Here is an 11318-nt window from a genome sequence, read left to right as displayed (position 1 = left end):
CTCCTCCAGCTCTATTTTTTTACTTTAAGAAGTACCTTCTGTAGTAAAAGAGTAATCCACGTTCCGGCTACAAATGGGAAAGTAAACACTCCTCCAACAATATCCAGACAATGATTATCAATCAAAAGGTCATCAATAGCAATGGTAATAAGGACAGCGATCAGCACCCATAAGCCATCTGTTTTTTTGACTCCTGAGAAAACAATTGCCGAAAGGACAGCATTAAATCCAAATAATCCCATGTGAATTTCTTTAATAGGTTCACCATTCAACTGTGATAATCCTGCCCCAAGAATAGACGCGGCCAATCCGTATAAGGCAGCTATCGGGGAACTGATGAAAACGGCAAGAAAAAAAATCATTCCTGAAAGTATTCCTCCCTGGAATATCACCTCGCCGAATCCGTTGGTACAGGCAAGAAAGTCATCATATTCTGTAGGAACTACTTCACTGCTCAACATCGCAGACGGCGGAATATGGGTAAACTGATGCAAAGCAAAAACCAATACCCATGTAATGATGATGAAAGGAAAAGTAAACACCGGAATTTTCTTTTGGATAAAGAAATGCTGAATAACAGCTGCCAATGCCCCACCCAACACGATTAAAACCCAGATCAGAACCGTAGTCTCGAAAAGGAAGGATAATGCAACTCCCACAAGGGCTGCACTGAAACCATAAAGTCCTGCATTGATTTCAGATTGATTATATTTAAGCTTCATTGCTGTAAAAGTTCCGGCCGCTGTTGAAAGCAGTACTGCAACTCCGCACTGCCAGCTTCCCATAAAGATTCCTATCAGAAACAGAAGCCCGGTCCATCTGTTTTCCTGGAGCATAATCTGCCCGATTCCTTTTAATATATTGTCTAAAAAGGGTAGTTTTTTGAAAAATTCGTCCATAGTTTTTTTTATTGTATTAATGTAGAATGTAAAATGTATTAATGATGTTGAAGACAGAATCAATTTTGCTTCGCAAGTGAATAGTGAATTGTCAATTATCAGTGAAAGGATAACAACTTTAAACCTTAAACTTTAAACAATTCCACTCTCAAACTCTCTTACCCTCAAACTCTACCACTCGTACCCCGGAACTCGTTTACCATCCAAGAAATACCATTCCAACACCGCAAACGGTTACCACCGCTCCGCTTATCACTCCCATATATCTTTCCAGTTTTTCGGTATTGAATAGGGTTGAGTATCCGTAACGTCCCAGAAGAACCATTCCAAGCATTGTCAAGACTGTAGTTGCTGTGAAAGAAGTTACCAGTATGGCAATTTCAGACATTGAATGTTTTACTCCCGAATAGAATAATAAAGGAATCAAAGGTTCACTTGGTCCCATCACGAAAATCATGAACAATACAAGCGGAGTCACTTTTATTCTTTTTTGAGGCATTACGACTTCGCTGTGATTATGTTCATATACATACACGTCATCACCCATCACATCAAAATGTTTATGAGGTTTGTTTCTTATTGCCTGAATCAGACCATACACCAGATAAACTCCTCCCAAAATAAGCAGTGCCCATCCAGAGAAATTCCCTCTGATATCCTGAAACCATGAGATTTTATTCAGCTGCCATCCAAGGAAAACCCCGATAAAACCTAAGATCAGAGAACTGAACACATGTCCAAATCCGCAGACAACTGTTAAGATGGCTGTTTTCATTCCACTCCATTTTTTGGATTTTGAGATCACGATAAATGGCAGGTAATGATCCGGCCCTGAAGCGGTATGTATAAAACTTATTGAAATGGCACTCAAAAGAAGCGCCCAAACTGTACTATCCATTTTTTATTAATTCTGTTATTTCAGATTCTTTATTAAGTTTTGGCTAAAGCCAATGGGAAATTTCTTTTTATTAAGCGGGCTAAAGCCCGCTTCTATTGAATATATTAGTATCCTTTTTACTCAAGTGACCAAAGGATTTCCTGAATATGCAGGAAGAGGTTATACATCATTTCACCTCCGTGTCCCAAAGCCCTTACTACGAAACCGTTATCTTCCATTGCGGAAACTCCTACTTCCATTTCTTCATGATGCTGTGCAGCTGCTTCAACGATCTCTTCGATCAATCCGTTTTTATCTACATTCTCCTTTGTGCTGTAAAAGATCAGGGTTCCCTGATGGGTATATTGTTCCAGATTTCCGATACTGCTGATCGGGATCATGTCAGGCTGGATCAGAACGTTATCTTTCACCACCAGTTTATTGTTGTGATAAATTTCCATGACATTCTGAAAACGCTTCAGTTTAAAAACTTCACCATAATGTTTTCTCCCACAGGTAATGATCTCACTGATGATGATCTGACTGTCTTTTCCGATATGAATATTCGCTTTACTCTTAAAGTTGGAATCTTCATGCGGAACGATCGGATGAGGTACATACGCAAAAGAGGTTTCGTCTTCCATAGAGACATTGAGCTCCTGAAGTGCTTTATCCTTCATATTGAACAATCTCTGATAAGATTGCGACTGCAGCTGAAGAGCAGCTCCTTTTTCAAGGGTAACATCCAGATGATAATGGTCTCCATCCAGAATTCCCGGAGAGGAGCTCATCACCATCTGATAGAGCTTTTTGTCACTTTTCCGCTGTCCTACAGAAACTACTCTGAAAGGAAGCGAGACATAAAGGTCTTTCACATAGGATTCTCCTCCCTTGAATCCTGCAATAATTTTTAAACGACTATCCATTTATCTTACCAGGTTGGGTTCTTCAATTTCCTCTAAAAGAGCATATTTTTTGATCCAACCTATTACTTTATCCAATCCCTCATCTGTTTTCAGATTTGTAAATACAAAAGGATTTCCTTTTCTCATTCTTCTGGCATCATTTTCCATTACTTCAAGGCTGGCTCCTACATAAGGGGCAAGGTCAATTTTATTGATGATCAACAGGTCTGATCTTGTAATACCAGGTCCTCCTTTTCTTGGGATTTTTTCACCTTCGGCTACATCGATAATGAAGATCGTAACGTCCGCAAGGTCCGGGCTGAATGTTGCTGAAAGGTTATCACCTCCACTTTCGATAAGAACCAGTTCGATTTCCGGGAAACGTGCTGCCAGTTCATCTACTGCCTCAAGATTCATACTTGCATCTTCACGAATGGCAGTGTGGGGGCAACCTCCTGTTTCTACACCGATAATTCTGTCGTGGGGAAGAAGGCTGTTTTTCGCCATAAATTCAGCATCTTCTTTGGTATAAATATCATTAGTAATTACTCCAAGATCATAAGTCCCGAATAATTTTCTGCTTAAACGTTCCAATAATGCAGTCTTCCCGGAACCTACAGGTCCTGCCACTCCTACTTTTATATACTTTCTATTTTCCATTTTTTCTAAATTTTACTTTTTTTAACGCTATGGGCGCTAAGTTTTTTTGATTTTGAATATTTTTCGATCGCAAGGGCGTTTCACTCAGCAAAGAGCACCTTGTTTCAGGTATATTTTTTTAATTGAGAATATTGTAAAGGATGCAAAGGCGTTTCATTCGGCTAAGAGGCATACGCATTCATTGAATTTTAAACTTCTTCATTCTCTTAGCTTTCCAACCGTCATTAATCATTTTGCCTTTACTTCCTTTTTACCTTTTCTATGACATATAAAGCCTTGAATAAAGCCTTTCATGCTGCATGCACCTGATATCAAAAGCGGTATTACAAAGTCCTACCATATCTCTGTCCAGTTCCATGGTTTCCCATACTGTTTTTTCCATTACAGGATACAGAGAAAACAGGATATCCTGTCCGTCCAGCTGTCCGAGAGGAACCAATTTTACAGCATTGGTAATCATTCCGGCAACTGAAGTATAGTAGAATCCCAAAAGTGCTTCGTACAAAGGAATTTTCATCAGGTAAGCATACACTCCGAACACAATACAGTAATGAGAATTGGCTTCTTTATTCTGAACTGCTTTTTCAAAAGCTTCCATAAAAGGGAAACTTTCTCTTCTCTTGAAAATTTTGATCAGTCTGAGCCCCAGTTTCTGGCTGGCCTGGCGGATTTCCTTTGGACATTTTATCGCATTACATTCATTATCAAGAAGTATCAACCCCTCTAAGTCTCCTTTTTCTGCTGCTTTATAAGCCAGTTTTACAAAAGCTCCATCATTGAATTTAAGGTTGTACTGAAGCATATTCTGTACAAACTCTTTTGCTGTTGCCAGATTATGTACAATTCTTTCCTGTACATAGGTTTCAAGTCCGTTAGAATGGGTATAACCACCGATGGGAAGTGTGGGGTCTGCTAGATGAAGCAGTCCTGAAAGGAAATTTATGTTTATATTATTCATCTTTCGGGGCAGCCATTTTTAGGATTTTTGTAAAGATTGTTGATCCCAAACTTCCGTGTCCGTGAGGTTCTACATTCGATTTAAGAAGATTCAGCAGTTTCACAGATTGTTTTTCCGGTTTGAACCCGCTTGCCTCCAGCCATCTGAACATCGGCATTTCAAAAGGAAGCAATACTTTGTCATTCTGAATAAAAAGCGGGATATGTTTATTCCCGATCTCATAACACACGGTACCCATTTCCAGCAGTGAGGTTGGTGACATCACGATAGCTTCTGTTTCCAGAACATTTACCGCAATTATTTTTTCTGCATCCTCAAAAAGAATATCTCCTTCACGCAAACGCTGCCCTTCTCTGAGAAACTTGATGGCAACGTCAATTCCCTGTCTGGTTTTTTTACGCTGGATTCTTTTAGTGGTTTCAAACCATTCCAGATCAAGATAGTCTATGGTTTTCTCCGTAGGATTTTCAGTTAGATTGCCTATGATTTGATTAATTATCATTTTTCGATTTTTTTCTGAAGTCTAAGTTTTTGGAAATCCCTACTCCGAAAGTGGAACCACTGATTCCTGCTACATAGCTTTTCGTCCAGCCTTCTTCTTTTGTTTTGGTCTGAAGCATGGATAGCTCTGCAAATTTGAATTTCAGTGCCCAGCCTCCTCCTAATAATATCCCAATCAAAGGATAGGCACGAAGACGGAATCCATTAAAATTCTGCATTGTGTCAGCAGCTGTTGACAACTGTTGTCCCCAAACATAATGGGCATCCACCTGGCCAATCAATACAAAATATTTTCCAAGCATTAGGGATGGACTATACCAGATACCGGCTTCATTTTGTTTGTATACTACATTATGATCAACCGTATTCTGCGAGTAAGCATAATTGACCCCGATAAGATCATTATTATTGATAAAGTAACCTACTCCAAGCGGTGCACTGGAAACGGTACTGCTGCTGCTTGACGGAGTTGTAATTTTAGAATAATCTAAGGAACCATAGACCATAAACTGTCCTTTTGGTCCATCTTCATCGCTTTTCAGCCTGTGCCCGCCCAGAAACTGAGCATTCAGATTTCCTGACAGCATAGACACACCGGCTATGACAAGAGAAAAAACTGTTTTATTTAAATATTTCATTCTATACTTAGTTCTATAATTATTTTAAAATATGGACTGATAAATCTTTTTTAGTTGTTAAATAAACCTAACAGGTTTTTGAAACCTGTTAGGTTTTATTCGTAAAATTTATCTTAGAACAAGTAATACAACTGTGTTAAAGGAAGTGTTTCCGCAGGTTCGCAAGTGATGTATTCACCATCTACCGTTACTTTATAGTTTTCAGGATTCACTTCAATTAAAGGAGTCTTATCATTATGGATTAGATCTTTTTTGGAAATATTTCTACAGTTTTTCACCGGAAGAATCATTTTTTCCAGTTTGTAAGAAGCAATTGTTCCGTTGTCAATAGAAATCTGGGAAACGAAGTTGGCACAAGTCCCAAACTTAGCTTTTCCGTGGGCTCCGAACATATTTCTGTAAATAACAGGCTGAGGCGTTGGGATAGATGCATTAGGATCTCCCATTTTAGCAGCAATCACAAATCCTCCTTTTACAATCATTTCCGGTTTTACTCCGAATAATGCAGGTTTCCAGATTACCAAATCTGCCAGTTTTCCTTCTTCAAGAGATCCTACATATTCTGAAATACCGTGTGCAATAGCTGGGTTGATGGTATATTTCGCAACATATCTTTTTGCACGGTAGTTATCATTATCTGTATTCTCATCTTCTTCCAAAGCGCCTCTCTGCTCCTTCATTTTACTTGCTGTCTGCCATGTTCTTGTGATCACTTCCCCGGGTCTTCCCATCGCCTGAGAGTCTGAGCTCATAATACTGAAAACTCCCATATCATGAAGAATATCTTCTGCTGCAATGGTTTCAGGACGGATACGTGAATCTGCAAAAGCTACATCCTCAGGAATGTTTTTGCTCAGGTGGTGGCAAACCATCAGCATATCTAAGTGCTCATCGATTGTATTTACTGTGTAAGGACGCGTAGGGTTTGTAGAAGCTGGTAATACATTGGGATACATAGCCGCTTTAATGATATCCGGTGCGTGGCCTCCTCCTGCTCCTTCTGTGTGGAATGTATGGATCACTCTTCCGTTGATTGCTCTCATGGTATCTTCAAGGAATCCTCCTTCATTCAACGTATCGGTGTGGATGGCAACCTGAACGTCATATTTATCCGCTACTTTCAATGCGGCATCAATCGTTGCGGGAGTTGCTCCCCAGTCTTCGTGAATTTTTACCCCTAAAGCACCTGCTTCCACCTGCTCTTCAATAGGTTCTTCTGCCGAACAGTTTCCTTTTCCGAAGAAACCAAGATTCATAGGATATTCTTCTGCTGCTTCAAGCATTTTCTGCATGTTGAATCTCCCCGGAGTTACTGTGGTAGCATTAGTTCCATCATTTGGACCTGTACCGCCACCGATCATTGTAGTGATTCCGCTGTAAAGTGATGTTTCGATCTGCTGAGGACAGATATAATGAATATGGGTGTCAATTCCTCCTGCAGTTACGATATATCCTTTTCCACCATGAACTTCCGTTGAAGCACCAATAATCATATTAGGAGATACACCATCCATCGTATCAGGATTACCTGCTTTTCCGATTCCTACAATTTTTCCGTCTTTGATCCCGATATCACCTTTTACAATTCCCCAGTGATCAATGATTACAGCTCCTGTAATACAAAGATCCAGAACACCTTCGTCTCTTTTAGCGGTAACATTCTGTCCCATCCCGTCACGTACAGTTTTTCCTCCTCCGAAAACTGCTTCGTCACCGTAGTGAGTGAAATCTTTTTCAATTTCAATGATAATTTCAGTGTCTCCCAGTCTGATTTTATCTCCGGCTGTAGGACCTAATATATTGGCGTATTGTTTTCTGTCTACGTTTAAGCTCATCTTAGTGATTTTTAAAGTTTAACTCTTCAACTTTTGCAAGGCTTGCTTTTTTCTGTTCTTCAGAATCTACCTGTCCGTCAACAAGGTTATTGAAGCCCATTGCTTTTGTGGTTCCTCCTATTTCTACCAACTCCACTTCTTTTTCTTCTCCTGGCTCGAAACGTACTGCAGTACTTGCTACAATATTCAGTCTCTTTCCGAAAGCTTTCTCGCGGTCAAAGCTCATCGCTTTATTGACTTCAAAAAAGTGAAAGTGTGAACCTACCTGAATAGGACGATCTCCTGTGTTTGTCACTTTTATTTTTACAGTTTCTCTGCCTTCATTGCAGATAATTGTACCTTCTTTTACAAAAATTTCTCCTGGTATCATAATCAGTAGTATTAGCGGATTGGGTTGTGTACGGTTACCAGCTTGGTTCCATCAGGGAAAGTAGCTTCAATCTGAACATCATGAATCATTTCTGAAACGCCTGGCATCACATCTTCTTTGGTAAGAAGGTTTGCTCCTTCCTGCATTAGTTCGGCTACTTTTTTTCCGTCTCTTGCTCCTTCAAGCAAAAAGTGGCTGATCAGAGCTATTGATTCCGGGTAGTTTAATTTAAGGCCTCTTGCCTTTCTTTTTAGAGCGAGTTCGCCTGCCAGAAATAGCATAAGCTTCTCCGTTTCTCTCGGTGTTAAGTGCATAATATTTTTATTTAAAATTGGACAAACAGAATCCTGTTCACCTTTGTGTAAAGGCAAATAGAAATGTTCAAAAAAATGTAAAATGGGAAATGATTCTTACGGATCTGTATTAACATGAATACAAACCATAACAGATCATTTAAGAATTAAAAAAAGGGATTAGCAGCCCGCTATCTGCAGACAGTGATACAGAATGTATCTCGGTGCTGTAATATAAATACGGTTTTGAACGGCCGCAACCCGTGTATTGTGAGAATAGCCTGCAAAGAAATAATTAAGCCATTGCTGTGCAAGTATTGAGTAATCAAATTTTACTTTCTCCCAGTCATTGGAATCCTGTACATCCTGCACATCTGAAAAACTGTAGATCTCAGGCTGGGTCTGCTGATCGGATTTCTGCTGAAGGAGATTAATTTTTGAGATAATATCAGAATATGATTGAGTTTTCCCTTTATGTACAAAAAGACCTGCACACAATGCTGAGAAAAATAAGACAAAAGAGAAAAATAGGACTCTTTTTTTCATACCCTGTTAATAATGGTGTAAAATTAGAACAATCTTAAAACCTTGGCTATCAAAAAGATTATTTAAAATGTTCAAAATCGCAACAAATACAATTTTATATAATTTTAACATTTCATGATAAATCCCTTATTTATAACACTTAAGCATTGCTTATGAACTATGACAAATATTTTATTGTCCCTATTCCTATAATTCTGATTATCCTCCTCATTTTTTCCTTCTATTTAAAAGATCATATAAATACATCTACTATTATCACTACAGGATGTTAAAAATCCTTTATTCATTAACGATTACTTAACAATAGGCTTTATTTCATAAAAACAGGCGGTATTTTTTTCTTTCCTTATAATTATCGTAAATTTGTATACACATCTTATTTAATTAATAAAATAATAAAACGTAATATGTCAAAAGCAATTTCGCAAGTACCATTAGCGGTAAATGAACCGGTAAATTCTTATGAACCGGGATCTCCGGAAGTTAAAAGCCTTATCGACACTTATAAAAAAATGTGGGCTGAAAAGATTGAAGTTCCAATGATCATCAATGGAAAAGAAGTGAAAACTGATACAAAAGTACAGCTTCAGTCTCCACAGGATCATGCTCATGATTTCGGTTTCTACTATCAGGGTGGTATGCAGCATGTGGATGACGCTATCAACGCGGCATTGGCAGCTAAACAGGAATGGAATGAACTAGGCTGGGAACAGCGTGCCGCAATTTTCTTAAAGGCAGCTGATCTTTTGGCTGGTCCTTACAGAGATGTAATTAATGCTGCTACAATGATCGGGCAGTCTAAAAATGTACACCAGGCTGAAATTGATGCGGCTTGTGAATTTATTGACTTCTTAAGATTCAACGTAGAATTCATGACAGAAATGTATGCTGAGCAGCCGGTTTCTGACAATGGAATCTGGAACCGTGTTGAGTACAGACCATTAGAGGGATTCTGCTTTGCAGTAACTCCGTTCAACTTTACAGCGATTTCCGGAAATCTTCCTACTTGTATGGCAATGTTAGGAAACGTAGTGGTTTGGAAGCCGTCTGACAAGCAGGTATATTCTGCAAAAGTAATCATGGATGTATTGACAGAAGCGGGTCTTCCTGCAGGGGTTATCAATATGATCTTTACAGATGGAAAAGAAACTGCTGAAAAAGTATTGGCACACCGTGATTTTGCCGGTCTTCACTTCACAGGTTCTACGAAAGTATTCCAGGGAATGTGGAAAATGATTGGTGATAATATCCACAATTACAGAACATATCCAAGAATCGTTGGAGAAACAGGTGGTAAAGATTTTGTAATCGCTCACCCATCTGCTAACGTAGAAGCTGTAGCTACTGCATTGGTAAGAGGTGCTTTTGAATATCAGGGACAAAAATGTTCTGCTGCTTCAAGAGCTTATGTACCTAAATCTCTTTGGGCTGACGTGAAAAAAGTAATGGAAACTCAGATGAATTCTATCAAAGTAGGTTCTCCAGAAGATACTTCAAACTTCGTAAACGCAGTAATTGACAAAAATTCTTTCGAAAAATGTAAAGGATATATTGATAGAGCTAATGCTTCAGGTGAAGCCACTGTTGCAATCGGTGGAAAATATGACGATTCTAAAGGATGGTTCGTACATCCAACAGTGATTGAAACTACAAATCCTCACTACGAAAGCATGGTAGAAGAGATCTTCGGCCCAATCTTGTCAATCTACGTATATGAAGATCAGGACTGGAAAGAAACTCTGAAACTGGTAGATTCTACTTCTCCTTATTCATTAACAGGTTCTGTATTCTCACAAGACCGTTACGCAATCAATCAAGCTTATAAAGCTTTAGAGAATGCTTCAGGTAACTTCTATATTAATGATAAACCAACAGGTGCTGTAGTAGGACAACAGCCTTTCGGTGGTGGTAGAGCTTCAGGAACAAATGACAAAGCAGGTTCTAAAATGAATCTTCTAAGATGGGTTTCTGTAAGAAGCGTAAAAGAAACGTTTGTTTCTCCAAAAAATTACAAATATCCATACCTTGGGTAATTGATAAGTAATGAATAATAGGCAATGAGTAATTATTGTCTGTTCTTTGAATACAGCCTCGGAATTTCGGTTTCGGGGCTTTTTTATGGTGGGTTCGGGATACGAGGTTCGGGGTTTAAGGTACAAGTTAAAATTCAAGGTTTAAGGTTTAGAGTTCAAGGTTTAAGGTTTAAAGTTTAGAGTTCAAGGTTTAAGATTTAAAGTTATTAATAGTTAAAGAAGTACTTTACCTTCTTCAATACTCTAATACTCTAATACTCTATAACTCTATAACTCTCCCCCTCACCCCTAACCACCTGCTACCTAACATCTTTTAACAAACTTTACCTATATTTTACGATTTTCCTTACCCTCTTAGGAATAATTGTTGATTTTCAATACGTATACACCCCAAAATAAGATAGTATGAAAAAGTTATTGCTAACAGTCATTGGAATAGGAATATTTGCAGTGAGCTGTGGAACCAAAGAATCGTCAATGTCATCGAGCAGCCGTGATTCAGCGACGGTAGACAATACACAAAAAAGTGTATCGCCTGCAACCACTGATACTATGACTACAAAAATGACAAATCCTGACAGTATCAAGATAAAAAAAGATTCTGCGGTAATGTCTCCTGTCAAATAGTATTTTGATATACGTTCAATTTAAAATGGAAAATCTGCAGATGAAAGCGCTGCAGATTTTTTTATTGAATAACCAGAAATGTTGGAGTTATCATGAAGTTTCGTTTTGAAAACGCTCATTTTTAGGTTTTGGCTAAAGCCGATGATTATATATTATTTTTAAAGGTGGGTTAAAAC

13 protein-coding genes are annotated in these 11318 nt (G+C 38.5%); 2 read left to right on the top strand and 11 right to left on the bottom strand.

Annotated features, from left to right (window positions below; translation table 11 throughout):
• Nucleotides 1-11: 11 nt before the first annotated feature.
• From SFA27_RS06805 to SFA27_RS06755, 11 genes are all read right to left on the bottom strand, one after another.
• Complete coding sequence (locus SFA27_RS06805) at nt 12-899, bottom strand: urea transporter (protein WP_407297189.1); 888 nt, start codon at nt 897-899, stop codon at nt 12-14.
• Nucleotides 900-1095: 196 nt separating this feature from the next.
• Complete coding sequence (locus SFA27_RS06800) at nt 1096-1797, bottom strand: hypothetical protein (protein WP_407297187.1); 702 nt, start codon at nt 1795-1797, stop codon at nt 1096-1098.
• Nucleotides 1798-1913: 116 nt separating this feature from the next.
• On the bottom strand, nt 1914-2702 hold the full coding sequence (locus SFA27_RS06795; protein WP_407297185.1) for an urease accessory protein UreD: 789 nt from the start codon (nt 2700-2702) through the stop codon (nt 1914-1916).
• Nucleotides 2703-3341, bottom strand: coding sequence for an urease accessory protein UreG (ureG, locus tag SFA27_RS06790; protein WP_047094673.1), 639 nt, complete (start codon nt 3339-3341; stop codon nt 2703-2705). It abuts the gene before it with no gap.
• Nucleotides 3342-3600: 259 nt separating this feature from the next.
• Nucleotides 3601-4299 carry an urease accessory protein UreF gene (locus SFA27_RS06785; RefSeq protein WP_047378413.1) on the bottom strand — a complete coding sequence of 233 codons (699 nt, stop codon included), beginning with the start codon at nt 4297-4299 and terminating at the stop codon, nt 3601-3603.
• On the bottom strand, nt 4292-4801 hold the full coding sequence (ureE, locus tag SFA27_RS06780) for an urease accessory protein UreE (RefSeq protein ID WP_047378414.1): 510 nt from the start codon (nt 4799-4801) through the stop codon (nt 4292-4294). Before ureE ends, SFA27_RS06785 begins: the two co-directional genes overlap by 8 nt.
• The gene (locus SFA27_RS06775) at nt 4791-5438 is read right to left on the bottom strand and encodes a hypothetical protein (RefSeq protein WP_047378415.1); all 648 of its coding nucleotides are present in this window, start codon (nt 5436-5438) and stop codon (nt 4791-4793) included. Before SFA27_RS06775 ends, ureE begins: the two co-directional genes overlap by 11 nt.
• Before the next feature lie 113 nt (nt 5439-5551).
• Nucleotides 5552-7273, bottom strand: coding sequence for an urease subunit alpha (ureC, locus tag SFA27_RS06770; RefSeq protein ID WP_407297182.1), 1722 nt, complete (start codon nt 7271-7273; stop codon nt 5552-5554).
• Nucleotide 7274: 1 nt separating this feature from the next.
• Nucleotides 7275-7643: an urease subunit beta gene (ureB, locus tag SFA27_RS06765; protein ID WP_407297180.1), complete on the bottom strand. Its 369-nt coding sequence runs from the start codon at nt 7641-7643 to the stop codon at nt 7275-7277.
• Between the two features lie 11 nt (nt 7644-7654).
• Nucleotides 7655-7957: an urease subunit gamma gene (ureA, locus tag SFA27_RS06760; protein WP_034697260.1), complete on the bottom strand. Its 303-nt coding sequence runs from the start codon at nt 7955-7957 to the stop codon at nt 7655-7657.
• 159 nt (nt 7958-8116) lie between these two features.
• Nucleotides 8117-8482 carry a hypothetical protein gene (locus SFA27_RS06755; protein ID WP_047378419.1) on the bottom strand — a complete coding sequence of 122 codons (366 nt, stop codon included), beginning with the start codon at nt 8480-8482 and terminating at the stop codon, nt 8117-8119.
• Between the two features lie 407 nt (nt 8483-8889).
• Between SFA27_RS06755 and pruA the strand changes: the two genes are divergently transcribed.
• The gene (gene pruA / locus SFA27_RS06750) at nt 8890-10515 is read left to right on the top strand and encodes an L-glutamate gamma-semialdehyde dehydrogenase (RefSeq protein WP_407297178.1); all 1626 of its coding nucleotides are present in this window, start codon (nt 8890-8892) and stop codon (nt 10513-10515) included.
• A 405-nt stretch (nt 10516-10920) separates the two neighbouring features.
• Complete coding sequence (locus tag SFA27_RS06745) at nt 10921-11142, top strand: hypothetical protein (protein WP_047378421.1); 222 nt, start codon at nt 10921-10923, stop codon at nt 11140-11142.
• The last annotated feature ends 176 nt before the right edge of the window (nt 11143-11318 follow it).

The sequence above is a fragment of the Chryseobacterium sp. HR92 genome (genome assembly GCF_045689405.1).
GTDB classification, from domain to species: domain Bacteria; phylum Bacteroidota; class Bacteroidia; order Flavobacteriales; family Weeksellaceae; genus Chryseobacterium; species Chryseobacterium viscerum_A.
The sequence above is the reverse complement of the archived record's forward strand: the minus strand, read 5'-3'. Positions and strand labels throughout refer to the sequence as shown.

Bases quoted from the DNA above. Each gene is read 5' to 3' on its own strand.
- SFA27_RS06775 (WP_047378415.1), bottom strand. From the start codon at position 5,438: ATGAAATATTTAAATAAAACAGTTTTTTCTCTTGTCATAGCCGGTGTG.
- ureE (WP_047378414.1), bottom strand. From the start codon at position 4,801: ATGATAATTAATCAAATCATAGGCAATCTAACTGAAAATCCTACGGAG.
- ureC (WP_407297182.1), bottom strand. From the start codon at position 7,273: ATGAGCTTAAACGTAGACAGAAAACAATACGCCAATATATTAGGTCCT.
- ureB (WP_407297180.1), bottom strand. From the start codon at position 7,643: ATGATACCAGGAGAAATTTTTGTAAAAGAAGGTACAATTATCTGCAAT.
- SFA27_RS06805 (WP_407297189.1), bottom strand. From the start codon at position 899: ATGGACGAATTTTTCAAAAAACTACCCTTTTTAGACAATATATTAAAA.
- SFA27_RS06755 (WP_047378419.1), bottom strand. From the start codon at position 8,482: ATGAAAAAAAGAGTCCTATTTTTCTCTTTTGTCTTATTTTTCTCAGCA.
- ureA (WP_034697260.1), bottom strand. From the start codon at position 7,957: ATGCACTTAACACCGAGAGAAACGGAGAAGCTTATGCTATTTCTGGCA.
- ureG (WP_047094673.1), bottom strand. From the start codon at position 3,341: ATGGAAAATAGAAAGTATATAAAAGTAGGAGTGGCAGGACCTGTAGGT.
- SFA27_RS06745 (WP_047378421.1), top strand. From the start codon at position 10,921: ATGAAAAAGTTATTGCTAACAGTCATTGGAATAGGAATATTTGCAGTG.
- SFA27_RS06785 (WP_047378413.1), bottom strand. From the start codon at position 4,299: ATGAATAATATAAACATAAATTTCCTTTCAGGACTGCTTCATCTAGCA.
- pruA (WP_407297178.1), top strand. From the start codon at position 8,890: ATGTCAAAAGCAATTTCGCAAGTACCATTAGCGGTAAATGAACCGGTA.
- SFA27_RS06795 (WP_407297185.1), bottom strand. From the start codon at position 2,702: ATGGATAGTCGTTTAAAAATTATTGCAGGATTCAAGGGAGGAGAATCC.
- SFA27_RS06800 (WP_407297187.1), bottom strand. From the start codon at position 1,797: ATGGATAGTACAGTTTGGGCGCTTCTTTTGAGTGCCATTTCAATAAGT.